This window comes from Paraburkholderia strydomiana, from assembly GCF_046030495.1.
GTDB classification, from domain to species: Bacteria; Pseudomonadota; Gammaproteobacteria; order Burkholderiales; family Burkholderiaceae; genus Paraburkholderia; species Paraburkholderia strydomiana_A.
Window position 1 is genome coordinate 87,854 of the sequence record NZ_JAQQCJ010000002.1, and the last position, 26,849, is coordinate 114,702.

Annotated in this window: 22 protein-coding genes; 10 read left to right on the forward strand and 12 right to left on the reverse strand. The window is 61.3% G+C overall.

All coding sequences use genetic code 11. The features are described 5' to 3' along the window. Window positions 1–28: 28 nt before the first annotated feature. The gene (locus PQQ53_RS03590; protein WP_408141032.1) at window positions 29–2,152 is read right to left on the reverse strand and encodes a glycoside hydrolase family 28 protein; all 2,124 of its coding nucleotides are present in this window, start codon (window positions 2,150–2,152) and stop codon (window positions 29–31) included. Window positions 2,153–3,400: 1,248 nt separating this feature from the next. Between PQQ53_RS03590 and PQQ53_RS03595 the strand changes: the two genes are divergently transcribed. From PQQ53_RS03595 to PQQ53_RS03605, 3 genes are all read left to right on the forward strand, one after another. Next, on the forward strand, window positions 3,401–4,699 hold the full coding sequence (locus PQQ53_RS03595; protein WP_408152343.1) for a TAXI family TRAP transporter solute-binding subunit: 1,299 nt from the start codon (window positions 3,401–3,403) through the stop codon (window positions 4,697–4,699). A gap of 325 nt (window positions 4,700–5,024) precedes the next feature. After that, window positions 5,025–6,098 (forward strand): AI-2E family transporter, encoded by a 1,074-nt coding sequence (locus PQQ53_RS03600; RefSeq protein WP_408141036.1) that lies wholly within the window; start codon window positions 5,025–5,027, stop codon window positions 6,096–6,098. A gap of 491 nt (window positions 6,099–6,589) precedes the next feature. Continuing rightward, a complete protein-coding gene (locus tag PQQ53_RS03605) occupies window positions 6,590–7,177 on the forward strand; it encodes a hypothetical protein (RefSeq protein ID WP_408323314.1) in 588 nt (195 codons plus the stop codon). 68 nt (window positions 7,178–7,245) lie between these two features. On the opposite strand, the gene ggt is transcribed toward PQQ53_RS03605, so the two are convergent. From ggt to PQQ53_RS03640, 7 genes are all read right to left on the reverse strand, one after another. Then, a complete protein-coding gene (gene ggt / locus PQQ53_RS03610) occupies window positions 7,246–8,838 on the reverse strand; it encodes a gamma-glutamyltransferase (RefSeq protein ID WP_408323315.1) in 1,593 nt (530 codons plus the stop codon). Between the two features lie 156 nt (window positions 8,839–8,994). Next, window positions 8,995–9,807, reverse strand: a complete 813-nt coding sequence (locus PQQ53_RS03615; protein WP_408141042.1) for an amino acid ABC transporter ATP-binding protein — start codon at window positions 9,805–9,807, stop codon at window positions 8,995–8,997. 1 nt (window position 9,808) lies between these two features. Next, complete coding sequence (locus PQQ53_RS03620; protein ID WP_408141044.1) at window positions 9,809–10,576, reverse strand: amino acid ABC transporter permease; 768 nt, start codon at window positions 10,574–10,576, stop codon at window positions 9,809–9,811. Between the two features lie 15 nt (window positions 10,577–10,591). Next, window positions 10,592–11,410: an ABC transporter substrate-binding protein gene (locus PQQ53_RS03625; RefSeq protein WP_408141046.1), complete on the reverse strand. Its 819-nt coding sequence runs from the start codon at window positions 11,408–11,410 to the stop codon at window positions 10,592–10,594. Between the two features lie 82 nt (window positions 11,411–11,492). Beyond that, window positions 11,493–12,161, reverse strand: coding sequence for a GntR family transcriptional regulator (locus PQQ53_RS03630; protein WP_408141047.1), 669 nt, complete (start codon window positions 12,159–12,161; stop codon window positions 11,493–11,495). Between the two features lie 290 nt (window positions 12,162–12,451). Then, the gene (locus PQQ53_RS03635; RefSeq protein ID WP_408323316.1) at window positions 12,452–13,693 is read right to left on the reverse strand and encodes an NAD(P)/FAD-dependent oxidoreductase; all 1,242 of its coding nucleotides are present in this window, start codon (window positions 13,691–13,693) and stop codon (window positions 12,452–12,454) included. Window positions 13,694–13,771: 78 nt separating this feature from the next. After that, complete coding sequence (locus PQQ53_RS03640; RefSeq protein ID WP_408141051.1) at window positions 13,772–14,560, reverse strand: ABC transporter substrate-binding protein; 789 nt, start codon at window positions 14,558–14,560, stop codon at window positions 13,772–13,774. A gap of 225 nt (window positions 14,561–14,785) precedes the next feature. Here PQQ53_RS03640 and PQQ53_RS03645 point away from each other — a divergent pair, with 225 nt between their 5' ends. Beyond that, a complete protein-coding gene (locus PQQ53_RS03645; RefSeq protein WP_408323317.1) occupies window positions 14,786–15,763 on the forward strand; it encodes an ornithine cyclodeaminase family protein in 978 nt (325 codons plus the stop codon). 78 nt (window positions 15,764–15,841) lie between these two features. Beyond that, complete coding sequence (locus PQQ53_RS03650) at window positions 15,842–16,486, forward strand: helix-turn-helix transcriptional regulator (protein WP_408323318.1); 645 nt, start codon at window positions 15,842–15,844, stop codon at window positions 16,484–16,486. Between the two features lie 166 nt (window positions 16,487–16,652). Here PQQ53_RS03650 and PQQ53_RS03655 read toward each other — a convergent pair whose 3' ends face one another. From PQQ53_RS03655 to PQQ53_RS03665, 3 genes are all read right to left on the reverse strand, one after another. Further along, window positions 16,653–18,461 (reverse strand): NAD(P)/FAD-dependent oxidoreductase, encoded by a 1,809-nt coding sequence (locus PQQ53_RS03655; RefSeq protein WP_408152170.1) that lies wholly within the window; start codon window positions 18,459–18,461, stop codon window positions 16,653–16,655. Between the two features lie 83 nt (window positions 18,462–18,544). Continuing rightward, on the reverse strand, window positions 18,545–19,705 hold the full coding sequence (locus PQQ53_RS03660; RefSeq protein WP_408323319.1) for a GAF domain-containing protein: 1,161 nt from the start codon (window positions 19,703–19,705) through the stop codon (window positions 18,545–18,547). Window positions 19,706–19,932: 227 nt separating this feature from the next. After that, entirely contained in the window at window positions 19,933–20,847 is a 915-nt protein-coding gene (locus PQQ53_RS03665; protein ID WP_408323320.1) for a LysR substrate-binding domain-containing protein, read from the reverse strand. A 149-nt stretch (window positions 20,848–20,996) separates the two neighbouring features. On the opposite strand from PQQ53_RS03665, the gene PQQ53_RS03670 reads away from it, so the two are divergent. From PQQ53_RS03670 to PQQ53_RS03685, 4 genes are all read left to right on the forward strand, one after another. Then, window positions 20,997–22,178 carry a M20 aminoacylase family protein gene (locus PQQ53_RS03670; protein ID WP_408323321.1) on the forward strand — a complete coding sequence of 394 codons (1,182 nt, stop codon included), beginning with the start codon at window positions 20,997–20,999 and terminating at the stop codon, window positions 22,176–22,178. An 80-nt stretch (window positions 22,179–22,258) separates the two neighbouring features. Then, a complete protein-coding gene (locus tag PQQ53_RS03675) occupies window positions 22,259–23,443 on the forward strand; it encodes a porin (protein WP_408141062.1) in 1,185 nt (394 codons plus the stop codon). Window positions 23,444–23,589: 146 nt separating this feature from the next. Beyond that, the gene (locus PQQ53_RS03680; protein WP_408323363.1) at window positions 23,590–24,825 is read left to right on the forward strand and encodes an MFS transporter; all 1,236 of its coding nucleotides are present in this window, start codon (window positions 23,590–23,592) and stop codon (window positions 24,823–24,825) included. Between the two features lie 148 nt (window positions 24,826–24,973). After that, window positions 24,974–25,348: a BON domain-containing protein gene (locus PQQ53_RS03685; protein WP_408141066.1), complete on the forward strand. Its 375-nt coding sequence runs from the start codon at window positions 24,974–24,976 to the stop codon at window positions 25,346–25,348. Between the two features lie 280 nt (window positions 25,349–25,628). Here the strand turns inward: PQQ53_RS03685 and PQQ53_RS03690 are convergent, their stop codons facing one another. Beyond that, window positions 25,629–25,937, reverse strand: a complete 309-nt coding sequence (locus PQQ53_RS03690; RefSeq protein WP_408323322.1) for a hypothetical protein — start codon at window positions 25,935–25,937, stop codon at window positions 25,629–25,631. A 566-nt stretch (window positions 25,938–26,503) separates the two neighbouring features. Between PQQ53_RS03690 and PQQ53_RS03695 the strand changes: the two genes are divergently transcribed. Further along, window positions 26,504–26,752 carry a hypothetical protein gene (locus PQQ53_RS03695; RefSeq protein WP_408323323.1) on the forward strand — a complete coding sequence of 83 codons (249 nt, stop codon included), beginning with the start codon at window positions 26,504–26,506 and terminating at the stop codon, window positions 26,750–26,752. Window positions 26,753–26,849: the final 97 nt, after the last annotated feature.

The following is a 26,849-nucleotide window of genomic DNA, read 5'->3' on the forward strand; positions in this document are numbered from 1 at the left end:
ATCGCGGCACGCTATCGATCGTCACCGCTTACTGCGAGCCCGCCCAGGTCTGACCGGACGGCGACGAATCCCCGATGCCCGGGAAATCGACGTACGCGCTGCTGCAATCCACCGCCTTCGCCGTGCTCAGCGATTGCGAGGCGGCACCGGTCAGCACGACCCGGTTTGCGTTCGACGGGAAGATCGGCAGGTTGACGTTGTTCAGCGTCAGGTTCGCATCCGACGCGGTGACCGCCACGTTGCTCGGCGAATCGGCCAGCACGTTGGTGAGCGTCATGCCGAGCGGGAGCGCCGCATGCGCGATGCCGCCCGTGTTCGCCTGGAAGCCCTCGAAGATCGCCGACGTCGTGCCGATGATATGCACATTCGACAGCGTAATGTCGTGGAAGTCCGGATAAAGCGGCGAGGTGGGATTCGGCAGCGCCTTGGTGCTGTAGTACGGCGTGAACAGCAGCGCCTGCCCGCTGTCGCGGATGCAGATGTCGTTGTAGTTGATGTTCGTCACGATGCCGCCGCGCGCCCAGTCGGACTTGATGCGCAGCGCCTGTTCCGAGCCGTCGAACGAATTGTCGTAGACCTGGATGTTCGTGACGCCGGCATTGGTTTCGCTGCCGACCGAGACGCCGTGGCCCGCATAAATATGGTTGTGAGCAATCACGAAACCGTATTTGCGGTCAGTCGCGACGTCGCGATTGCCGTCGATGCCGAACAGGCCCGAGCCGGCCGGGCTCGGATTGGCGGAGCCCTTGATGGCGATGTCGTCGTCGCCGGTGCTGATGTAGTTATACGCGAAGACGGTATTCTTCAGGTAGCCGTCGAACGAGATCTTGCCGGCCGTCGAGGTCTTCGTGCTACCGATTGTCAGCGCCTGAACAGCGGCCTTGGACGCCGAACCCGGATCGAAGGCATCGGTGTTCTTGGCCGTGTCGATCGTGGGCACCATGCCCAGATAGTTCGGATTGCCGTTGCCCGCCGGGTTGGCGGACGCGGACAGCGACGGCGTCTGCACCTTGACGTTCCAGACCGTGAGTCCATCGACACCGCTCGGCACGACGTGGAAGTTGGCGCTGTTGTTCATCGTGATGCCGAACAGCGTCAGGTTCTTCGCGTAGTTGAAGACCATCATGCGGAAGTTCGACTGCGAGCCGACGCCGGTCGTGCCGTTCTCGATCATGTTGCCGAGCCAGGCGAGATCCCACCATGTCATATGACGCGACGAGGCCGACGTGTTGACGAAGTTGCCGCCGTTGTCGCAAGGCGTGCCGGTCGTAGCTTGCAAGCCTTGCGCATAAGCCGTGTAGGTGTTCGTGCAGCTCAGGTCGACGCGCATCAGCGGATAGAGGCTATTCGAGCTGACGATTTCCGACGCCGCCCGGCTGTCGATGCTGCCGCCGCCGACCACTGCCGAATTGACGAGGTAGCTGCCGCCGATCAGCGGCAGGCAGTTGCCGGAACTCCCTGCCTTGGTCGAACTGACAGCGGTGTTGGCGCAATAGGGCCCTGCCGGGTTGGGCGCATAGGCCATGACGTCGCGCGTCGCGTAGACCGTGACGCCGGTGTCGATCCACAGTGTGACGCCGGACGGCAGCGTGAGCGGCCCGGTGATGAACGAGTTGCCTGCGCCGGTGCTCGACACGACCAGACGCACGGCGAACTGCGACGCGCGGTATTGCGGCGCAGCCAATTGCTGGGCCGACGCGCCGGCAATGTTGATGTTCGGCTTCGCCGCAGCCTTCTGCGCCGCCGCCGCGGCGGCGTCCGCTGCCGAGATGGCTGCGCCGACCTGGGCGTCCACCGCGGCGCCGCACGCGTCGAGCGCCGCCTGAATGCGCGCCTGGTCCGGATTCAGAATGGCCGACGTCGTGCCGTTATCGGCCTCGGGTCCGAGTGCGCCGCTCGGCTGACGCACCAGCGAGTTGCTTGCTTCGAGCGTGCTGCAGACCTGGGCATCGGTGGGCAGTTGCGGCGCCGGAGGCAGCGCGGCGTCGCTCGTCGCCACGCCGACCTTGAACGGAGCGGGATGCGCAGCCGACGAGGTGGCGTTGTTGTCGCTGTTCGAAGCGGAGGGCGAGTTGTCACCACTACCGCAGGCAGTCAGTGACACCGCAAGGGTGATGACAAGGCAGGGTATAACGCCAAATCTATAAAGCATGGACCATCCTTATTTTAAAGAAATACTAACTATCTGGACGCTTGGTCGATTCAGTCCCGGGGGGCAGTGTTTTGTTTTTCTGTTTGATCAGTCCGGCATATGAGGCTGTCGCGAAGGCGGGCAGCGACTTGGGCGTACGGGTCGTTCTGGCTGCTGTGGTGCCGGTTGGACCGGATGGGCTTTCTAATGCGTTCGTGTCAGACCTCGCGCGTCGAGCGTCGCGTGAGATCTATCGGTTGATCAGCTTGGGCTTCGCCGTGACGCAACGATGGGCGAGTCGGCGCAATGGTCGCGTTGTGGGAAACGCGTCCAACTTGATGCGAGCGGGTGTGGATGAATGCGGAGACTGGTCGTGCGCGCACGCGCCATTTAGCGGAAGGCTGCCCATGCTTGTCTCCATGTTTAGTTATACGATGACGTATAAATTCTATTGGAGAGACGCCTTTCCGTACACGCGGTATTTACCCGGAGAGCGGAAATTCGAATTGTTATAGAACTGTAAAGTTACGGAAAATGGCATAAATTGGGATGGATGTGGGAGTGAGACGATTTCTCTTCTTTTTCTCAAAGAGATTTTTGTTATAGGATGACGTATAAGTGAGTTTCTATTTAAGATAGGTTAGAGACCTTCGACTCAGCGTCATTGGTTGGAAGCGGAGCAGTACGAGTCAGTCAGTCGACAACACAGTTCACCGTTGGTGTCGCATCCGTTGATGCACTGTGCGGCCATGAAATAGGCAGTCAACCAGCATCCCTCAGACGGCTCGCATCGCGAGCAAACGCGATCGGCCATCATCGGCATCGGCGATGCATTGGCCGTCGTGGCGGCGTACATCACCTGCGGAGTACATCACCATTGATACGTCGCTCACGCGTGCGATCTGCGTGACTATGCGAACCGGCATTGCAAGCCAATCTTCACCCGCTGACGCGGTGTTGCAATAAAACAATCTGGTATCGTGAGGCCGGAGAAGCCGAAGAGTTGAGCGACGGCAACAAACTCGAATGTGGGATGTGGGCAAGGGGTTCGAGTGGCGCGTCATCCGGCTTGCTTTCAGCTCTGTTAGCAAGGCAAAGAGCCCGCGCGCCAGATGACAAATATCGCTCGGTTCAAGAGGATTGTCAGCTGGCCGGGGCGCTGCCACGCGAACGCGTGCGAGGACCGCATTCCGCTTGAGCAAGGTTGATGAGAGAAGGCTAACGATGCCCAAACACGACCCAGCGCTTCATCGTATTCAGAGAACCCCGATGACACGGGCCCGCCGGCGGTTTCTCATCATCTGGGCGATCGTGCTGGTGGCCGTGCTTGGCTGGGCGCTGGTGACGGCGCTCAGGCCCGCGCTTCAGCGCACGATCGTCATCACGACCGGTGCCGACAACGGCATCTATCGGGGCTTTGCGGAACGCTACGCGCCGATCCTGAAGCGTGCAGGTATCAAGCTCGAGATCCGCAGTTCTTCCGGCTCGGTTCAAAATTATCAGCGGCTGACGAATCCGGACAGCGAATACGAAGTGGGCTTCATCCAGTCGGGCACGATCAGCCCCAAGGAAACCGATAACCTTCAGACTATCGCCGCCGTCTCATACGAACCGATCTGGGTGTTCTATCGCGGCGACACCGTCATCAACCGGTTGGCCCCATTGCGCGGCAAGAAAATCGGCATAGGCGTTCCCGGTAGCGGCTTGTTCAACGTTTCGCTCGTGTTGCTCGGCTATAGCGGTGTCACCCGCGACAACAGCACGCTGCTGGAGCTGGATGCGCCCAACGCATATCAACGCCTCGAAAGTGGCGAGTTGGACGCCGCGTTTTTTATTGGCCGCCCCGACGCCGCGATACAAAAGAAGCTATTGAACAGCGATCTGAAGCTGATGAGTTTCGCGCAGGCCGAGGCCCTGGTGCAGAAATTCCCGTCGCTCTCGAAGATCATTTATCCGCGCGCCTCGACGAGTATCGTCAACGATCTGCCGCGGAACGATGTCACTTTGCTGGCTGCCACGGCGCTGCTCGTCTCCAGGGACACCTTGCACCCGGCGCTTGTTTATCTGCTGCTGGACGCGGCCAAAACGGTCCACGGCGGCGAAGATTACTTCACGCCGCTTGGCACGTTCCCCAATCTTCGCACCGAGGAATTCCCCATTTCGGACGAAAGCGCGCGCTACTTCAAATCCGGCCGGCCATTTCTGCAGCGCTACCTTCCGTTCTGGCTGGCGAGCCTCATCGAACGACGCTTTCTGATTCTGCTGCCCTTCATGGCGCTGTTGATCGGCTTGCTGCAGGCACTGCCGCGCATGGTGGAAGCGCGGATAAAGAAGCGGCTGGTGGTCTGGTATAGGGAAATCAAATCGCTGGAAGATGAAACCTGGAAAAACACGCAGCCGACTCGCGCCCAGATCGCGACATGGCGCGACGAAATCGAGAACATCGATGCGCATGCGAGCCAGATACGGATTCCACATCGTTATTTTCAGGACGTTTATGCGCTGAAGCAGGCGATCGGTGTGGTGCGGGACCGGATTGCTCAAGTGGCGGCGAAGGTAAAGGATTAGCGGAGTCGTTGGAAGAGCGTGATCGGGAAGTTGCATGGCGTTGCCGGGGCAGGGCGTCTGCCCGCCAATCGACACATCGATGCGCTATGGTGCGCGTATCGTGCGGCAGGTTTGGACACGCGCGATTTCTTGCCGCGCTACCCCAAATACATGCGAGCATTAGCGCGGATGCGATTTCAGCCATATCTGCTGTCGGCACCACGTGTAAGGTAACAGTACGGCAGCTTGGGCAACGGACAGGAAAAGACGGTTTGGCCGCCGCTTGCTTCGTTCATGCGGCAATACTCGACAGCGAGCAGTTCGCAGATCAATGGAGCATGGATAGATGAGCGACAGATTGCAGGCGTCCGTATGCGTTGTCGTACTGCTGTTGATTGTCGGCTGGGTGCTCTACATTGGGCGTACCGTTTTCGTTCCTATCGTGCTCGGCGTCATCGCGGTCTATGTGATCGTCGGTTTCACCCGATTGCTGGAGCGCATTCCTGTCGTTGGAGCGCGAATGCCGACGCAGTTGCGTTATGCGCTGTCCGTATTCGTGATCGCTGCCGGAATATTTCTCGCTGTCGACATGCTCGTCGCGAACTACGACGGCCTCATCGCGCTGGCGCCGCGCTATCAGGAATCCGTTCTCGCGCTGATCCAGAAAGTTGCCATTCTGCTGCATGTGGAGACCGAGCCCACCTGGGATTCGCTGCGGCGCGACATACTTGCCCAGTTCAACGTTCAGGCGCTCGTCGCAAGCATGCTGGCTTCGCTGTCGTCGATGATCGTCAATATCTTTGTCGTGGTTCTGTACGCCAGCTTTCTGCTCATCGAGCAGCGCACGTTCAGCGAAAAGCTGACGAACATGGCCGCGAATTCGAGCAACGCCGAGCGCATCAAAAACGTCGTCACCGACATCAACCGGCGCATCGGCGCTTATCTCGCGTTGAAGACGCTGCTAGGCGTGGTGCTCGGCGGCATAAGCTGGGGTGCGATGCGCAGTGTCGGCCTCGAATTCGCCGGACTGTGGGCGGTGCTGATTGCGCTGCTCAACTATGTGCCCTATATCGGTTCGGTGCTGAGCATCGTCTTTCCGACGCTCATGTCGGTGCTGCAGTTTGGAGAGGTCAACCAGGTGCTCATCGTGCTGGTGTCGCTGAGCGTGATTCAGTTCGTGATCGGCAACATTTTGGACCCGTATCTGATGGGCAACTCGCTGAACCTGAGTCCGTTCGCGATCCTCGCCAGCATGGCGGTGTGGTCGGCGATATGGGGTGTTTCCGGCGCATTCCTCGCCGTGCCGATTACCGTCATCGTGATCATTATTTTCTCGGAGTTCGAGATGACGAGGCCGGTCGCGATCCTGCTCTCGAAGAACGGCAGGCTGACTTATGGTGGAAGTTCGACGGCTGCCTGATGCGGAGGGGGAATCCGTTTCCGGTTTCGCCGGCCGGCAGGCGAACAATTGCCCGCTCCCACTATTACGATCACGGAAAGCGCAGCCGAAGCCCCATAGCGTCCTATAGCGGAACCGATTGGTCAATAGAGAAGTGTGCTCTGTTGAACAATAGCCACTCCCGTCCGATACTCGGAACATCGTCCCCACGCTCACAAAAATCATGGCAACGTGGACTATGGGAGCAGACCGGTTTGCCACCCTCCTTCCCCAGCTCGCGTGTGGGACCGCGCGACGCATCGGGGGTAGCCGCCGTGTTCCGGTGGATAGGGCGGTGCGAGGTGCAGCTGCACGGCACACCGGGCTGCAACGGACGCTCATCCGCGAAATCGTCATCTGGACCGAAGCGCCTTGCGGCGTGCAATGCCGGGGAATTCCACCGCCGTCGAAGCTTGCGGGAAAGACCCCCGAAAGGGCCGCCGAAGCACGCACGAGACTGAAGGAGCCCTGAAATGGCGCACGACGATCTGGTGGTACTCGTGGGCGTCGGGATTCTCGCTCTGGCTTGTCTGTTCGTATGCGGGTTGTCTGTGTACCGGAGCAGCGATACCTGGCGCAACCGCAAACGCCGATCCGACACGCACGTAAGCGGCGTTCAGACGAGCGGGTCGAACGGGGAATCGTTTTCGGACGAGGAGGCGCTGATGGGCACGCAACTGAGCCATTGCTGCAAAACCTCACTCTATCGGGCCGTGTTCGGCAGCGGCCACGATGAGCGGATCGTATTCCTGATCGCCGGCAACCGCGACGACGCCCGAAAGCGCGCGACCATCGCGCTGGCCGCGATTCATGGCGTCGCGACCCACGAGGTGTCGCTCTGCAAACTGGCCTCGTTTCGCGAGCTGATCGACATAGGCGTCAGCGAGGATGAAGATCTGCGCGTGTTCGAAATGGCCTGGAAGGGTGCGAATGTCAGTGCATGGGCCGAGCATCCACTGTTCCTGACCGACGACTCGTCCTTGCTGGGCAAGTGGGCGGAGCTATACGCGGACCTTGCGCGGGAACTGGCGACCAGCGCGATCGACCGGGCGCGAGGTTGACGAGCGCGTATGAAAACCGGACATGGCGGCCACGTGCCCCTTCATCGCACGCGGCCGCCATCGTCAGTTCAATAGCCGAGTGCGCAACCGTCTTTACGATGATCCGACGCACCCAGTAACGTGCCATTTTCCCAATCGACCCAGATAGCCTGAGCGCCGCCGATCGGCGAATTCGGCCTCGCCAGCGTGAATCCGCGTCGCGTCAGTTCGGCGCGGACTTCGACAGGCATCGTTTCTTCAAACTCGACCGTATGGGTGCCGGGCCGTGGAAAAATGCGCGGCAATTGGATTGCGGACTGCATGTCCATGCCGTAGTGCAGCACTTTGGACAGAAAGTGCGCGTGGCCCATTGCCTGATAGTGGCCGCCCATGACGCCAAAGCTCATCTGCACGCGCCCGCCTTTAGTGACCATGCCGGGAATGATCGTATGCATCGGCCGTTTATGCGGCCCAATGGCATTGGGGTGGCCTTTTTCCAAAGAGAAGCTCTGGCCGCGATTGTGCATGAGCACGCCCGATTTCGGCGCCATCAGACCGCTGCCGAACGGGTGAAACAACGAGTTGATGAAGCTCGCGCAGTTGCGGTCGCGATCGACCACGGTGATATACACGGTGTCCTTATGTTCCGCGGTAGCGAACGCGGGCAGGTCGGTCAATGCGCCGTCGAGATCGATCTGGTCGCGTAGCCGGTCGGCGAGTTCGTCGGAAAGCAGCCAGTCGACATCGGGCTTTCCACCCTGAGGGTCGCCCAGAAAAGCGTCACGAACCGAATAGGCCAGCCTCGTTGCTTCGATTTCGCGATGGATGCGATCGACGTCGAGCGGGTCGCCTTTTGTATCGAACTTCTGCAGGATCTTGAGCAGCATGAGTGCGATGATCCCCTGGCCGCTGGGAGGGCACTCGACAATCTCGTAGCCCTGAAACGTCGAGCGGATCGGCGTCACATAATCGCCGTGGTAGTCCGCGAAATCGTCCAGCGTGTGAAGTCCGCCATGGCGTTGCAGATGGCCGACGATATCGGCTGCGATGTCGCCGCGATAGAACGCATCGCGGCCGCCCTCGGCGATCGCGCGCAGCGTGTTCGCCAGAAGCGGCTGGCGATGCGTGGTGCCGGGCAGCGGCGCGTTGCCGTCGACCAGCATCGCCGCGCGAGCGTTAGGGTCCCGGCGAAGCAGTTGCGCTTCATTGCTCCAGTCCAGCGCGGTGCGCGGTGCGACGGCGTAACCCTGGTCCGCGTAGCGGATGGCGGGCGCCAGTACTTCGCCGAGCGAACGGCGGCCATGGTCGCGATGCAGTGTCGTCCATGCGTGTACCGCGCCCGGCACCGTTACCGCGTGCGCCGAGTCTCGTTCGATTGCATTGACCCCGAGCTTCTGCAGCGTGTCGATCGACGCGGCCGCGGGCGCCCAGCCGGCGCCGTTATACGCGACGATGTCGTCCACGCCACCTTGGGAATACAGGGCAAAGCAGTCGCCACCGACACCGGTCGAGCCGGGCTCGACCACGCATTGGACCGCGCAAGCGGCGATCGCGGCGTCCATTGCATTGCCGCCGGCTTCGAGCGTGTTGATGGCGACCAGCGTCGCGAGCGGATGTGATGTCGCGGCCATGCCGTTGCGGGCGACAACCATTGAGCGGCCAGGGGCCTCGAAATTGCGCATGAAGAGTGTCTTGTCAGTGTGGGAAACGAGTCGACGCATCGCAGCCGTGCCCTCTGCGCCCGCTGCCGCGTTCGTGGATTGGACTTTCAGGCGTGACGCCGTCTGCCGGGCAGCGCATCGGCAAGACCGGCGGCACTTGTTCGACTCTCTTGACTGCTAGGTCGGCTGAAGACTTTCAGCAGTCTCCAGCGGCTTGAACATCCGGCGCAGAAAAGCCCTGGTACGCGGATGCTCCGGCGCGGTGAAGATCTGTTCCGGGGCGCCTTGCTCGATGAGTTCGCCTTGATCGAGCACGACCACACGGTTCGCCACTTCGCGCGCAAATTCCATCTCGTGCGTCACGACGATCATCGTCATGCCGTCGCTGGCCAGTTCCTTCATGACCTGCAGCACTTCGCCGACTGTCTCGGGGTCCAGCGCGCTGGTGGGCTCGTCGAAGAGCAGCACTTTGGGTTGCATCGCCAACGCGCGCGCGATGGCGACACGTTGCTGCTGCCCGCCGGACAATTGCGACGGATAGTGGCCGGCCCGATCCGCGAGACCGACACGCGACAGCAGCTTGCTTGCCTGGGCGATTGCCTCGGCGCGCGGTATCTTCAGCACATGAATGGGCGCCTCGATGATGTTTTCCAGCGCGGTCATGTGAGGAAACAGATTGAAGCGCTGGAACACCATGCCGATATCGCGGCGCTTGCGGGCAATCTCGCGCCCGGAGTCGGGCGCGAGACTGCCGTCCGGACGCTCGACATAGCCGAGCGTATGCCCGTTGACCCGCACGCGGCCGCTTTCGAACGTTTCGAGCAGATTGAGGCAGCGAATGAAAGTCGTCTTGCCGGACCCGGACGCGCCGATGAGTACGACCACCTCGCCCTTCGATACCTTCAACGAAATGCCGTTGAGGATCTTGTTGGCGCCAAAGGACTTATGAATCTCCGACGCTTCGATGATCGCTTCGTTCTGATTGGTCACGTCAGCGCCCCCGCAGCATTTTCATGGTTTGCAAACCGAACAGACGACCGCTGGTGCTCGTGTGCTGTTCGCTCCGGCCGAAGTGAGACTCGAGCCAGCGCTGGAAGAAACCCCACAGCGTCGTCAGCAACAGGAAATAGATCGCCAGCACGAGATACAACTCGAACACGCGGAAATTCACCGAGGTAATCATCTGCGTGCTCAGCATGAGTTCCTGTACGCCGATCACGCTGACGAGCGTGGTGTTCTTCAGCATCACGTTGAACTCGTTGCCCATCGGCGGAATGATGACGCGCAGCGCCTGCGGCAAGACAACGCGTCTCATGAGGAGTGGGGTCGTCATGCCGAGCGAACGCGAAGCCTCGTATTGCCCGCGATCCACGGCGCTCAGTCCGGCCCGGATGATTTCGGCCATATAGGCGGCCGAGTTCATGCCCAGCGCGAGTATCGCGGCCTGAATGTTCGCCGGCAGCGTCAACGGACCGACCACGATGTCATGAAAGCGGAAGATGTTGGCGGCCGCGAACGCCGTGTACAGGAAAACGATCTGTACGAGCAGGGGCGTGCCGCGAATCATCCAGATGTAGAAGCGCGCCACGCACTGCAACGGCACCTTCGACGACAGCCGCATCAGTGCGACGCATAGCCCAAGAACCACGCCCAGCAAGACTGCCAGCACGCTGATGGCGCAGGTCAGCCACAGTCCATGGAGATACGTCGAACTCGGTGTCAAAAGGAATTGACGAAAAATTTCCCAGCTGAAATTCATGGCGTCATTCCACGTTTAGAAACGGTCGTTTTCGAGCTTCCACTTTTTCAGCAACTGCGTGTAGCGATCGCTGTGCACCAGGTCGGCGACAGCCTGTTTGACGGCGCTGCTCAACGGTTCGTCTTTGCGCGCGCCGATGCCGGTCGGGATGCGGTTGAAAGAGGGGAGGGCTTCCTGGAACGTGTCGCCGGTGACGCTGCGAAAGTGCGCGGCGCTCTCGGCGGTCGTGCCATAGGCGTCGACCTGCTGCAGACGGAAGGCCTGGAAAGCGTCGGCGTCCTGACCGAATACGACGATGTTCATCGGCGCTTTGCCGGCCGCGGTAAGCGTCGCATTTTCCTTTTCGAGCAGGCTGCGAATGGTGGACCCATTGATCACCGCGACTTTCATGCCGGCGAGATCGGCGAGCGCCTTGATGTTCTTCGGATTGCCGTGCGGCACCAGAATCGACTGACTCGAATACATATAGTCGATGATGTCGATGACCTCGCGGCGCTCCGGTTTGTCGAAGAGCTGGCTGATGATCAGATCGCATTGATGCGCCTTGAGCGCCGGGATCATGCCGCTGAAGGGCACGATGCGCCAGTCGATCTTCAGGTTGAGCGACTTCGCGACATCTTGCGCGACATCGATGGAGAACCCTTGAGGACGTTGCTCCAGATCGAACGAAGCCAGCGGCGGCGCGTCCATGCTCGAACAGTAGGTGAGGGTGTGTTCCTGTAGAAGACCCAGCTGCCGGGTATCCGCTGCGGCGCTCGCGCCCGTATGCAGGGCAAGCACTAGTCCGGTGAAAAGGAATCCGAAGCGAAGGCGCTTGATGTGACGACCCGACATAGACGTGCTCCTATTTGTAATGACATGCAGCAACGACAGACGAAAGCCTGTGCTGAATATGAAATCGATGGGGAAAAGGGGCTCACGTGTGAGGCGGCGCAGGAGGCGAGCTCTCCATGAAGGCGATCAGGCGCGACACGGTGGATGACGCATGCTCATGCAGGACCTGTTCGGCCAATACGGGATCGCGCGCGCGTAGCGCGTCGAGAATTTCCTGATGTGCGTCGCGCGCGCGGCGTCGTTTGGAGGTGACCTGTTCCATCCACAGCCGCATCGGCCCCTCGATCAACGTGTAGAGCGATGCGATTTCGCGGATCAGACGCGGGCGGCCGCTGATGCCGCACACGTATTGATGAAACGCGCAATGGCGCTGGACCCACAGTTCGGTGTTGTCGACGCAGGCGTCCATGTCGTCAAGCATGCGCTCTAGCGTCGACAGATGCGCGTCGGTGCAGCGCGGAGCCGCGACGCGGATCGCTAGGCCCTCCAGCGCCGCGCGCATGTCGAAGATATCGCGAAGCTCGTCGACGTCGAGCCCTTTGACGATCGCCCCCCGGTTCGGACGCAGAATGACGAGGCCCTCGCTATGCAGGCGGCGCAATGCTTCGCGCACGGGCATGCGGCTCATCGACAATTCCGCGCCGATACTTTCCGCCACGATGCGCTGCCCCGTCGTGTAGCGGCCCTGGCAAATCGCGTCGAACAGGTAGCGATACGCTTCTTCTTCTGCGGTCACTGCGGGAGTCGACATGGGATTCGATGAGTTAGATCAGCGCCTGGTGTGCCTACCGTTGACGCAGTCTACATCGATTGGATTTCTGTATCCAATATTTCAAAATAAATACGTAAAGGGTAAACCGCCATGCGGTGAGCCGCATTCAGCCGTGTTCGGGAAACCACCAGGCGCCTTGTCGGCGACACCCCTGCGAGCGCGTGTGGGGTTGCGCAAGTGCGACGACCATGCCGTTCAAAGGCATGGCCGGGTGCTCATTCGGAAGAAGTTCTTTCGGGTACAGGGCGAGTTTTCGCCGCCAGCCCTGTCTATCGGAACCGCTCGGGACGGAACGGACGCACGTCGATGAACGGCGCCGCGCCCGTCATCATCTCCGCCAGCAAACGTCCGCTGACGGGGCCGAGCGTCAAGCCGTGATGATTGTGGCCGAACGCGAACCACAGGCCTCGATGTCGAGGCGCGCGCCCGATCACAGGCCGCATGTCGGGCGTGCAGGGCCGCAGCCCGAGCCACGGCGCGTCGTCCAGACGCTCGCCCAGGCCGAAGGCCGGTTTGGCGATGCGTTCGGCGCGCGCGAGTTGAATCCCGGTGGGCGCGGCTTCACGCCGCGCAATTTCGACGCCGGTGGTGAGCCGCAAGCCGCCGCGCATGGGCGCAATCACGTAGCCTTCTTCGGTGTCGACCACGGGCACGGACAGGATCGTCTGCGTGGGACGATAGTGCATGTGATAGCCACGTTTCGCGCGCAACGGAATGCGATAGCCGAGCGGCGCGAACACCGTGTCCGACCAGGGTCCGAGCGCGACCACTACTTCCTTCGCACTGATTTCTCCGCCATTGCTCTGAACGGTCCACGCGTCGCCGCGCGCGCGCAGCGTGGTGGCGTCGCCGTTCAGCAGCGTGCCGCCGGCCTGTTCGAATAGACGCGCATACCCTTTCGTCAGCGCGCCCGGATCGGAGATGCTCTTCGGATCCTGCCAATGCAACGCGCCGCAAAATCCTGCGCCAATGCCGGGCTCCTTGACGCGCAATGCAGCCGCATCGAGGGGTTGCACGCGCAGACCGTGGTCGCGCGCGGCGGCTTCGGCCACCTTCGTCTGATGGTCCAACTCGCTTTGCGTGCGAAATGCTTCGATCCAGCCGCCGTCGTGCGCGAGTCGTTCAAGACCCGCTCGCGCGATCAGCGCATCGTGTTCGGCGACGCTGTGCCGGATCAGCGGCAACATATCGCGCGCCGCCGTCGCCAACCGTGCGGGTGACGACTCCCACCAGAAACGGCCGAGCCATGCGGCGAATGCGGGAAGCGCGCGGTAGTCCCAGTAAAGGTCGGTCGATTGATTGCGCGCGTAGCGCAGCAATGTGCCCAGACGGCGGGGAAAGCCGTACGGCACGATCGACGAACTCTCGATCAGCCCCGCGTTGCCGAAACTGGTTTCCTCACCGGGCCCGCGCCGATCGATCAGCGCGACGCGGCGTCCGCGATCCTGCAGATGCAGGGCGGACGACACGCCGACGATGCCGGCACCCAATACGATTACATCGAAATCCATAGACTGGCTCTGTTCCCCGCGCCGGTTCGCGCGGGAGGAGCCCGCTGCTCGCGGGCCGGGAGGCGCTTATTTCACGCGTTACTTCGCAATGATGTCGCGCTTGAAATACTTGACCGACAGATTGCTCAGCGTGCCGTCTTTCTTCAGTGCGTCGAGCGCGGCGTTGACTTTGCTCTCCAGCGTCTTGTCGCCCTTGCGCAACCCGAAGCCGGTGCCTTCGCCGAGTGTCGCCGGGTCTTTCAGCGGCTCGCCGACGATCATATAGTCACGCCCGGCCGGCTTGTCGAGAAATCCATCCTGAGCCGTCTGTGCTTCCTGCACCGCGGCGTCGAGGCGACCCGCCGTGAGATCGCTATACACCTGATCCTGGTCCTGATACGAGACGATCGACACGCCCGCATTCGCCCAGTGCTGCTTCAGGAAGTCCTCCTGCGACGATCCTTGCAGAACGCCCACGCGTTTGCCCTGCAAGCTCTTCACGTTGGGCAGTAACGGCGAGCCGTGCTTGACCACCATCACGATGGGCACGATATAGATCGGCGGCGTGAAATCAATGCTTTGCTTGCGCTTCGCGGTGATGTTCATCGCTGAGTTGATGACGTCGAACTTGCGCGCCTGCAGCGCCGGAATCAGACCGTCGAACGAGTTCTCCACCCAGACGCACTTCACGCCCATCTTCGCGCAGACCGCATTGCCGACATCGACGTCGAAGCCCTGCAACTGGCCGGCCGGCGACTTGCTCTCGAACGGCGGGTACGCTGCCTCGATGCCGAAACGCAAAGTGCCGGCGGTTTCGGCATTGGCTGCGCCTGCCACGCTGACCAGGGCGGCAGCAAGGCAAACGGAAAGCGAGAGCTTGAGAATCATGATGGGTCCAGGCGTGGTTGAGATCGCTAGAAAGGGGCCAAATGAAACAGCATGAGCTTGCCGCGGAGCCATCGCATGGACGCGGCCTTGTCGCTGTTCTGGAACATGAGTCTATTCTGGACGGCGATAATTGCAAGGCATTTCAAAAAAAATAATCCAGACTGGACTTTAAATTTAGAATTGAGCCCATGCCGGACCGCTGGCACCGACCTGGAGAGCAGACACATGAACCACAGCGAAACGACAACCCCGCTCATCGTCCACGAGAAGGCGGTGCGCAACGCGCTGCCCGAGCTGGACGTGCGCCGCGCCTTGACGGAGATGTTTCGCGCACTGCATGGCGAGCAGGCAGTGCAGCCGCCGCAAAGCCTCACGCTGTTTCCCGCGAACGCGGGCGATTTCATCACGTACCTTGGCGCGATTGCAGACGCGAAGGTGTTCGGGGCGAAGATGTCGCCGTACATCGTCACGGGCGCGAAGCCGATCATCACCGCCTGGACCGCGCTGATGTCGATGGAAAGCGGCCAGCCGTTGATGTGGTGCGATGCGGGTCTGCTGACTGTCGAGCGTACGGCCGGCGCTACCGCGCTCGCCGTCGAACATCTCGCGGCGCCCGGCGCGCGCCGGCTCGCGATCGTCGGTGCCGGCGCCGTCGGTCTGGCGCATCTGCGCCACATTGCGCCGTTGCGTCCGTGGGATTCGATCCACGTTTTTTCGCCGAATCTGCACGGCAACGCGGCACAGCGTGCCGCCGTCACCGCGCTGGACCCGCGCATGAGTGTCTGCGCGACGCTCGAAGAGTGCGTCCGCGACGCGGACGTGGTGGCCTTGTGTACCTCGTCGGGCACGCCGGTGCTGGCCGAAGGCATGCTGACGAAGCCGGCGCTGATCACGTCGATCAGCACCAACGTGGCCCACGCGCATGAGATTCCGCCCGCGTGGTTGCCGCAGATGGACGTGTATTGCGACTACCGCCGCACCACGCCCGCGAGTGCCGGTGAAATGAAGCTGGCGGCCGAACTGCACGGATGGTCGCCGCAGAGCGTCGTGGGTGACCTGCCCGAGCTGGCGAGCGGCAAAGCGGATAAGCCGTCGTACCAGCGGCACGCATTCTTCCGTTCGATCGGACTCGGCCTGGAAGATGTGGCGATCGCGTATGAGCTGTTTCGATATCTGAGCGCGCGGCGCCCCATGGCAAAATAGTACGGACCAATAGGGGCGGCGGCATGTCGCGCAGCACCATGCCCGGCATGCCGCGCCCCAGGAACCTCCCCGACCTTCATGCGAAAGACAAAATCCACCCCGGCTCGCCGACAGTTGCTCGACCGCTATAGCCGCGTCGCCGACGGTATCGCGCTTCTGTTTTTTCCCTACGTCGAAATCGTCATTCACGACCTTCACAGCCAGACCATCGCGTACATCGCCAACAATCTGTCGAAGCGGGAGTTGGGCGACGACTCCGCGCTGGAAGAGATCGATCACGTCGCGCAGCCCGGCACGATCGGTCCGTACGAGAAGATCAATTGGGACGGCCGGCGCATGCGTTGCGTCAGCACGGTGCTGCTCGACGACGAGGGCGGCGCTTCAGGTGTGATGTGCGTGAACTACAACATCGCCGTGTTCGAAGAGGTGAAGCACGTGATCGACCTCGTGATTTCGGGCGTCGGTGTGGTGAAGCAACCGGAGGAACTGTTCAAGGACGACTGGCAGGAACGGATCAACACATTCCTCCATGGCTGGCTTCAGGAGCGCCAGTTGGCGCTCAATTCGCTGACGCGCGATCATCGGCGCGAACTCGTCGCCGCGCTGTGGGAGGAGGGCGCATTCAAGGGCAAGAGCGCGGCGAATTATGTCGCGAACGTCCTGGGGATGGGACGCGCGACCGTCTATCAGCACATCAGGGACTTGCGCGACGCGGCGCAGTAGTGTCAGCCGGTCCCATCGATGCCGGTTCACGGCTCGCGCGATGGGGCGGCGATTGGGCGCAGCGGCGCCGCGATCGGCAACGTGCCGCTGCACCCAATGCTTTTCACCAAGGGCTATGTCACGATCGCGGCGGCCATCATCTGGCCGCATCCCGCGATCCGGCCCACTACGATTGGTGATGAACCTCCTGCAACCCGAACACCGGCGTCGCGATACCCTCCATCCGAGCCTTCAGTTGCAGTGACAGGTACTGCGAGTAGTGACGCGACTGATGCAGATTGCCGCCGTGGAACCAGAGCGCCGCCTGCTGCGTCGGCTTCCACATGTTGCGTTGCTCGCCTTCCCATGGCCCCGGGTCTTTGGTCGTGTTCGAACCGAGTCCCCAGACCTTGCCCACCTTGTCGGCGACCTCGCGCGAGATCAGGTCGGCGGCCCAGCCGTTCATCGAGCCATATCCCGTTGCGTACACGACCACGTCCGCTTCGAGTTCGCTGCCGTCGCTCAGCAGCACCGAGTGCTCCTTCAACTCCACCACGTCGACGCCGCTTTTCAGTTTGATCTGGCCATTGGCCACCAGGTCCGACGCGCCGACGTCGATGTAGTATCCCGAGCCGCGCCGCAGGTACTTCATGAAGAGCCCGGAATCGTCATCGCCGAAATCGAGCATGAAGCCGCTCTTTTCCAGCCGGTCGTAGAACTCGGCGTCGCGTTCCCTGATCGCGTTGAATACCGGGATCTGGAATTCGTGAAGTATCGCGTACGGAATCGAGGCGAAGGTCAGATCCGCTTTCGGCGTCGTCATGCCGGCCGCCACTGCGCGCTCCGAATACAGATCGCCCAGCGCCAGTTCCATCAGCGAGTCCGACTTGACGATGTGAGTGGACGAACGCTGCACCATCGTCACGTCGACGCCCGCTTCCCACAGCGCGGCGCAAATGTCGTGCGCCGAATTGTTCGCGCCGATCACGACGACCTTTTTGCCGCGATACCCGTCCGGCCCAGGGTGTTTGGACGAATGATGCTGCTCGCCCTTGAACACGTCCATGCCCTTGAAGTTCGGCACGTTCGGCTTGCCCGACATCCCAGTGGCGAGCACGAGTTGCTTGGGCCGCAATGTGATGGCACGACCGTCACGTTCGACTTCGACGATCCATTCGCCTTTCGTTTCGTCATAACGGGCGGACTTGCAGGTGGTCGACCCCCAGTAGTTCAGCTCCATCACCTTCGTGTACATCTCGAGCCAGTCGCCGATCTTGTCTTTCGGCGTGAAGACCGGCCAGTTGTCGGGGAAGGGCAGATACGGCATATGGTCGTACCAGACCGGATCATGCAGACAAAGCGTTTTGTAGCGTTTGCGCCAGGCGTCGCCGGGTCTTTCGTTCTTATCGACGATGATGGTCGGCACGCCGAGCTGCCGCAGTCTCGCCCCCAGACCAATCCCGCCTTGCCCGCCGCCGACGATCAGGCAGTAAGGCTGCGACGAGTTGCCTAGCGCGTCGAGTTCGGCCTCGCGATTTTCTTTCCAACTGGTGCGCTCGGGACGCGCGCCATGCTCGGCGCCCATCGGCCGCTTCGGTCCTTTGGGTTCTTCGTGGCCTTTGAGCTCGGCCATTGTCGTGAGCAGGGTCCAGATCCGGCCGTCCTTCAGACGAATGAAGCCGCTGCCGCGCGCCACTTCGGTTTCGAACGTAATCCAGCCTTGGGTCACGCCGTTCGCATCGGTTTGCGGCTCGGGCTCGCCTTCGGCGAGCTTCAGCTTCGATGGCTTGATCGCGCCGAGTTGCGCATCCAGCATCGCGGCGATCTGCTCGCGGCCTTCCATGGTCTTGATGTTCCAGGTGAACGCGACCAGATCGCGCCAATAGCAATTGGGTTGGAACAGTTCGACGGCCGCTGCCGTATCGCCGCGTTTCAGCGCGGCTTCGAGTGATTCCAGAACACTGGAGATGGGCCGGTTGGCGTTGTTTTCAGACATGGTTGCTCCTCCATACAATACGGATATCTAACTTCGATGGACAGGCGGGTTCTGCGCCCGCTAAGGGAATCGATGCGGCGTTGCTAACACTTGTGCGGCGGCAGGATGCCGAGCTTGGCAATGCGCCGGTACAGCGTCGCGCGTGACATGCCCAGCGCTTGCGCGGCTTGCTCCGCGCGCCACTTCGCCTCGCCCATGGCCGCGACGATGCGGCTGCGTTCGAGCGCGTCGCTTTCGGACATGGCGGAAGGCGGCGCGGGCGTGGACTGTGATGCGGCGGCGCCGCGCGGCGGCGGTGCGGGTCGCTTCGGCATACGCGCGACGGGCGGCGGCCGCACGCGCGCATACAGTGTCGAACCGGTGTCGTTCAATCTGAGCGAGACGAGGCCGCGGCTCGCCTTGGCTTCGAACAGACGCTCCGCCGGGACATCGAAGAGCTCGGTGACGTGGCGCGGCAACCGCGTGAGGGCCGGCACGCATTCGCGCGCGCGCCGGTTCGCGGCGATCGCGTTGCCGCACGCGTCGATGGCGATCAGGATTTCCGGCTGGGCCTCCACGTAGTGGCGATTGCGGTGCGCGAGCAGCACCCAGCAGTCGGTCGCCGCGTTGAGGAAGTACGCGTCTTCGATCAACAGCGCGCTTTGCCGCACGATGTGATTGACGAGCCGCTGGCTCTCGCGCTCGTCGGGCGAGCGCACCGCCGACGCATCCAGCACGCCGAGCAGTTCGCCGTGCAAGCCGAAGATGGGCGATGCGCTGCAAGTCAGCGTGGTGAACGCCGCGCGAAAGTGATCCGTTCTGTGAACGGTGATCGGTTCCGCGTCGAGCAGCACGGAGGCGACACCGCATGTACCTTCTTCGCTCTCCGACCAGCACGAACCGAGATAGAGGCCCGCGCGCTTGAAGTCGTGGCGACGGTCGCGATCGACCCGGTAGTCGATGGTCACGCCTTGCGCGTCGGTGAGCATCACGCAGTAGTCGGCTTCGCGCACCATTTCATGCAGCCGCGACAGACACTGGCCCGAGGCGCGCAGGAAGGTTTCTTCGCGATGCTGCACGTCGCGCAATTCGGGAACCGTGAGAACGCGCGGACCGGCGGTTGCGCCGGGGTCGAGATGGTATTGCTCGAGCGAGCGCTGGTACGACGACGCGAGCCGTTTGCCGTCGACGCCTGGCCGCACCGTCCGCCCTTCGATGACGTTGCAGACGCGGTCGATATGCTGGGTCGACGGAACATACGGCATCACGAACCTCCGGGCGAATTCAGCGCGAGCAGGGTGCAGGAGGCATTGTGCGCCACTTGTGGCGCCGTATGTCTGCGCTGCCGAAACGTACAGGACGTTTTTTAGCACGCGTGCCGTGGGAGATCACACTGCAGTGCACCATGGCAGTGTGTGAGATTTTTTTCTCAACGATTCGCACAAGCCGCGCCCTTGAATCGGACAAGGCGCATCGCGCTAAAGCGTATCTGCTAGATCACCGGATGCGCGAATATCGCACTCGTGTTCACGATGCAGCGAATGAAATACTCGGCGGGGCGAGTGAGGATTGCGCCTTCGCGACGCATCAATTGCAGCCTGGCGTGATGCGACGTCTCGATGAAATCGAGCTTGCGGAACTGGCCGTTCGCATTGGCAAGTTCGAGCGTGTGCGACGCCCATGCCATGACCGTGTCGAGCGAAATGGCGAGGCTGTAGAGCAGCGATTGCGACGTGCAGCGCGTGATCCGGCGCGGCGGCGGCAAACCGTGCTGGTCGAACAGCGTGGCAATGAACTGCGGGTACGCGTTGCTCGTGTCGGAATGAATCCACTCCGCGTCGCGCAGATCTTCCAGTGAGGTGGCATTGGCCAGCTTGCCGCTCTTGCGCACGGCAAACGCCAATGGAACCGTCAAGACTTCGGTGCACTCGATCGACGCGTCCGACACGCCCTCGTAGGACGCGGCCAGCGCAAAGTCGAGCGAGCCCTGGCGCAGACCGTCCAGCAGCCGCGTGGCCGTCTGTTCGAGAAACTCCACGTTGACCTGCGGCATGTCCTGGCGAAACCGCGCATAGGCATCCGGCAAAAGCGTCAGCGCGGCGAGCGGCGAGACGCCCACCGTGACCTTGCCTTCCAGCGCGCCCCGTTCCGTCGCCATCTGCTGCTCGGCGCGCTCCAGTTCGCAGACGATCAGCCGTGCGCGCTGCAACAGCGACTCGCCGCTCGGCGTGAGCACGACGCCACTGACCGTGCGGCCGAGGAGGGTGATGCCGAGATCGGATTCCAGTTCACGAATGGCCTTGGTGACGGCCGGCTGACTGACGAACAGCGCGCGTGACGCGCCGATCACGCTGCCATGATCGGCGACCGCCACCAGCGCTCGAAGCTGATGGAGCTTGATGGCCATTATTACCTTAGGGTAAATACTATAACCAACGGTTATTGGTATAAAACTTTATCATGTTTTTCTCCGCCTACGACCTCGTAGACTCGCTTCCCAGAACGCGTTGAGCCTGATTGCGCGTGTGTTTGAAGGGTCTGTCCGAGGAGGCGGTGTTGTCCCAAACTGTAAATATCGATCCCGCGATTCGCGAGCAAGCGGCGCAATTCATCGAGTTGCGCCAGCGTATTCACGCCCATCCGGAACTGGGTTTCGAAGAACTCGAAACGAGCCGCCTCGTCGCGGAAAAACTGAACGCCTGGGGTTATGAAGTGACCGAGGGCGTGGGTGGCACAGGTGTGGTTGGCCGCCTGAAGCTCGGCGACGGCCCGTGTTCGATCGGCCTGCGCGCGGACATGGACGCGCTTCCGATCATCGAAGACACGGGGCTGCCGTACGCAAGCCAGGTGCACGGCAAGATGCATGCATGCGGGCATGACGGCCATACGGCGATCCTGCTGGCCGCGGCTCACTACTTCGCGCAGAGCCGCCGAATCAACGGCACGCTGAACCTGATTTTCCAACCGGCGGAAGAAGGTCTTGGCGGCGCGGCGCGGATGATGGAAGAAGGCCTGTTCGAGCGCTTCCCGTGCGACGCTGTCTACGCGTTGCACAATGCGCCGGGCCTGCCGGTCGGCCAGTTCATCGTGCAACCCGGCGCGATGATGGCGTCGGCCGATCTCGTGACGATCAAGCTAACCGGCGAGGGCATGCACGGTGCGATGCCGCATCTCGCGCGCGATCCTGTGGTCGCAGCCGCCAGCATCGTGATGGCGCTGCAAACCATCATGTCGCGCAACGTTCCACCAGCCGAGGCCGCCGTCGTGACGGTGGGCGCGATCCAGGCCGGCACGGCGCACAACGTCGTACCGTCGACGGCCACCATCCTGATGACGGTGCGCACGCTCAATACGAAGGTCCAGCAACTGATCGAAACCCGCTTGCGCGAGATCGTCGAAAGCCAGGCGCGCAGCTTCGGCGTCACGGCGCACATCGACTATCAGGCGGTGACACGCGTGCTGATGAACACGCCAAAAGAAACCGAACTGGCGCGTCAGGCAATCGCCGCGGTCGTCGGCGCCGACAACATTCTGCCCTTGCCGCCCGGAATGATGGGCGGTGAAGACTTCTCGTGGATGCTCGAAAAGGTCCCCGGCTGCTATGTCGCGCTCGGCAATGGGGCGCAAGGCCATGGCAGCTGCATGATCCACAACCCCGGCTACGACTTCAACGATCAGGCCTTGCCGATCGGCGTCAGCTACTGGGCCACCCTGGTCGAGCAGTACCTGAGCGTCTGAGAGCGTCTGAGATTCGCAATTGCACGCCGGGTGTCGCGCCCGGCTGGCTCGCACAATTCAAGTCCATATCGGGGATGCAGATGAACTATAAGAAGACTGTTTGCGCAGCGGGTATGGCGCTGCTTTCTCACGCGGCATTCGCGGACTCCTATCTGCTAAACGAGCTGTCCCAGTGGCCGCAGATCGAGAGTTCGCAGCGCAGCGGCATTTCGCTGTACGGTGCGGTCGACATGGGGTTCAACTATCAGAGCGTCAGCGGGACGTCGCGCTGGCAGACGCAGAGCGGGGGTGTCCATACTTCGCAGTTCGGGCTTTTCGGTCGTGAAGATCTCGGCGGTGGCCTGAAGGCGGAGTTCAACCTCGAAAGCGGCTTCATGGCCAACACCGGCACCTTCGGCACCAGCAACACCTTGTTCGATCGCGCCGCGTGGGTGGGGCTCAATTCGGCTAGCTGGGGCGTGGTGCGCTTCGGTCTTCAGCCCACTGCGAATCTGCCGCAGTTCATCGATCCGTTCGGCGAGGTGACCACCAACTCGGTGGTCACCTGGCTCGCGGGCGGCGCAGTGCAGACACCGAAGGGCGTCGGCTACAACGCGGACCTGGGTCCGGGATCGAGTCAGATTCTCGTGCGCGAAAGCAATTCGATGACCTGGACGACGCCGCGTGTCGCCGGCTTTGGCGCGACGTTCATGTATGCATTCAATGGTACGAACGGCGTTTCTCCGTATGCGTCGAACCAGGGTGTCGTCGCTTCGTGGACCAACGGCTCGCTGTATCTGGCAGGCGCGTATAACCGCGTCTGGAGTTCGCCGGTGGAGATCGAGGGCACGTCGCAGACCGTTCGCAACGATATCTACGGCGTCTCTGCGATCTACGACGTGGGCAGCTACGTGCTGTCGGCCGCGTTCGCCCAGGTTGCGCCGAATCTCGCGGCCAACGGCATCGCGCGTTCCTATCTGGTGGGCGCAACTTTGCCGTGGGGGCGCAATGCACTGCGCGCGTCGGTGGTCTATCGCGATACGTCCGGCGTTCGCGACGCCGCCGGCAATCCGGCCAAAGATTCCGCGCTCGGCATGATGTTCGGCTACGACTATTCGCTGTCGAAACGCACTTCGCTATATGCTCGCGCCGGCTTTATCCGCAACTACGGGATTTCCACAGTTATCCTGAACAGTAATCCTTTGCCGTTGCAAACGGGTACGGCCTCGCCCGAACTCGGGACCACGCCGCTGACCGCATCGGTCGGCATCTATCACCTGTTCTGAGGCTCGCAACACCCGGCTGACGATAACTCGCCGTCAGCCGGGTACCCGCGTTTCCTTGCACCTGAAGTGGCGATATGAAGACAACTTGCGCGACCGACGTACCTTTTAACGACGACCGGCAATCCGTTGCTGTTCCCGAAGCGACCATGCATCGGCGCGTCATCCTGGCGACGTCCCTTGGAAACGCGCTCGAGTTTTTCGACTTCACGGTCTACAGCTTTTTCGCAGCGCTGATCGGCAAGCTGTTTTTTCCAGTGGGCGGACTGCATGGGCCGCTATTGCTCTCGTTTGCGACCTTTGGCGCCGGTTTCGTCGTCCGGCCGATCGGCGGCATCGTGATCGGCGCTTATGCGGACCGCTGTGGCCGCAAGGCGGCGATGATGCTGACCATCCTGATGATGACGCTCGGCACGGCGATCATCGGGCTCGCGCCGACTTACGCGCAAATCGGTATCGCCGCGCCGTTGCTGATCGTCGCGGGCCGTTTGATTCAGGGCTTTTCGGCGGGCGGCGAGGTTGGCGCATCGACCACCTTTCTGATGGAATCGGCCGCGCCGGGTATGCGCGGCTATCTGGTCAGCTGGCAGCTGGCCAGTCAGGGTGCCTCGGCCTTGGCGGGCGCGCTATGCGGGGTGCTGTTGACCCGGTCGTTATCGCCCGCTGCACTCGAAAGCTGGGGTTGGCGCGTGCCGTTTTTGCTCGGCTTGTTGATCGGTCCCGTCGGCCTGTATATCCGCAACCATCTTCACGAGACTCTGCATGCCGCGCCTCGCGCGCCCGGCATTCCCACGGGCGACGTGAAATACGATGTGCGCCGTATCGTGCTTGGCACGTTGCTGATGATCGGTGGCACGTCTTCGATGTACGTGATGGTGTTTTATCTTCCGTCCTGGCTGATGAACGTCGCACATCTGTCGGGCGTTGCGGCGCTTCTGCCTAGCGGCGTCGCAGGTCTGATTCTAACGTTCGTGTCGCCGGTGGGTGGCAAGCTCACCGACCGGCTGAAGCGGCGCAAACCCATGCTATATGTGACCGGCGTAGCGGGCGTTCTGCTGCTTTACCCGGCCTTCGCGCTAATGCTTCGGATTCCGAGCCTTATCACGATTCTGTTGAGCGTAACCGTGATCGTCGGTCTTCGGGCAGTGTCGAATCCGACGGGCTTTCTTCTGCTGCTCGAGGGTTTTCCACGTGAAATCCGCGGACGTTCGCTGGGCATTGTCTACAGCGTCGGCGTGACGCTCTTCGGTGGCTTTGCTCCGTTCATCGTGACGTGGCTGCTCAATGTCACCCAAAGTCCGTATGCGCCGGTCTGGTACATGGCCGTATGCAGTCTGGTCAGTCTCGCCGCGCTGCCGATGTTCAATGAGGTCGTCACCGATTGATCGTCGTGCTGCGTACAGCAAAGCGGCTGGCTGCGGAATTAATGCAGTTCTGGAAGCACATTGTTTAAACCATCACAAGGCTATCTGATGAGCCTCGCTTCCTGATGAACGAAAGGTTCATCAGGAGCCAGACAAAGGAGAAAAATGCATGAAAGCGGTTCAGTTCATCAAACGGGTTGGCGGCGCGGTGATCGTACTGGCATGTCTCGACGCGCAGGCGCAACCTGCCTCGTCAGCGCAAGCGGCATCATATCCGGTGCAGGTCACCAAGGATGCCAAGGCCGCGAACAGGCAGCTTGCCCGAGACGTGCGCCGCGCACTCAAGGAGGCGAGGCATCGGGGACTGCGCTTTCGGAACATTACAGTACGTGCGAATGATGGCGTCGTGTCGTTGAGCGGCAGCGTGCCCGAGGCGAGCCAGGTCGATCTCGCGATCGACACGGCGAAGGGCGTGCCCGGTGTGCAGTCCGTCAATAGTCGGCTAGCGGTTCGCAATGAAATCATCGGACGCGGCAGTCAGTAGTCTTACGTAGACGTTGTCGATGCGGACACGCGCGGCTTACGCCTGAATACATCAGCGCGCTCGACTACCACGACGCCAGCCGATGCAATGCGTCTGGGCATGCGCTCCAATCGCGAATAGTCGGTTTCCGGCTGACGCCGCGAGCAACCTCGGCCTATTCATGAAAGACGGCAAGATCTCCGGGAATACGCTAACCGGCATGACACGAGTGCCGTTGATTCTCTTTGTGAATTGCAACACCTGCTGCGAAACAGATGTTGCAATGCATGGGTGGCTTTCCTTATGCCTGAATCTGGTTCTTATAGAATTTTATGTCTTTCATCATGACGCGCAGGTTCTGGTCCGGATTGGCGATCAGATCGATGTTCTCGAGTGGATTGCCGTCGACGAGCAATAGATCCGCGTACGCGGCTTCTTCGAGCAAACCCAGTTTACGCGGATAAGAATCGCGCTTGCCGGAGAGTCCAAGCAATTGGCCGTTCATGCCCGTCGCCATGCCTCGCGCCTGCGCGGCCGAATACCAGCGGGTGTACGCATGCACCAGACCATACGTGCCCCAGTGCGCAGCAGTTTCGATGGTGGCATGCAAATGCCTTTCAGTGAGCGCAAGCATGTCCAGGGGACTGAGTGGTGTGGAGACGCCTGCGCATCCCACGAGCCTTTATCTGGGATGCGCACTGGATGAACTGTTCGCGCACGCGCATCCGAGCCTCGTCTTCGGAAGCGGCGCTGCCGCCGTCTCGCCCTGCGGCGCTGATCTGCCGTCAAAAAGCCGGAAGTTCTGACGATCACCAACTTCGCAGGCGCGCCCGGCGGCGTGGCGTTTTGCGCGCTGCTGATGCTGGGCAGGACGAGACTCGGCAGCGAAGCCGCAAGGCCGGCAACGCACCCGCGCCACGACAGGTCGGCACTGATACGGCGGTTAGCGTACTGTTTCTGCGACTTATCATAAAAGCATGAATATGACGTACCGATTGTCTTGTCACTGTACTTTCTTGAAGGCATAGATCACGCCATAAGCGTAGATCGCCGCGTGCAAAAAAATGCCGCCGCCGAAGCCGACCGGCATCTAAGAAAAGTGAAGGCCCTTCAGGTTATTTTCTATGGAAAGCTCCGGCAAATTCCGGCTTCATTCGGTGCAAAACGAGTGCGGCGGTGAGCAACGCAGTACTAATAGAAATGGATGCTTGCCTGTTGCAAAAAAAACACCTGGCAAAATTTGCTTGCGACAGCCGGAAAAAAGGGGCTATTCTCATGGCACGTAACTGCGTCGACAGATCCGTGGGAATAAGACATAAATCAACAGTTTCGGAGAGCGAGATGGACCGGATGAGTGCTCAAGTTGATCCATTCATAGGTGTCGGCGGCACTTTCCATCGCAACTCCGAACGCAACAGGACATGAACCATTTCATGTGATCGATACGCTGGGTTGTCCGTCGTTCGAACAACCACAGGCCGTGCGGCATTGAGTCTGAAATTCAGCATCAAGACTGCCTGTT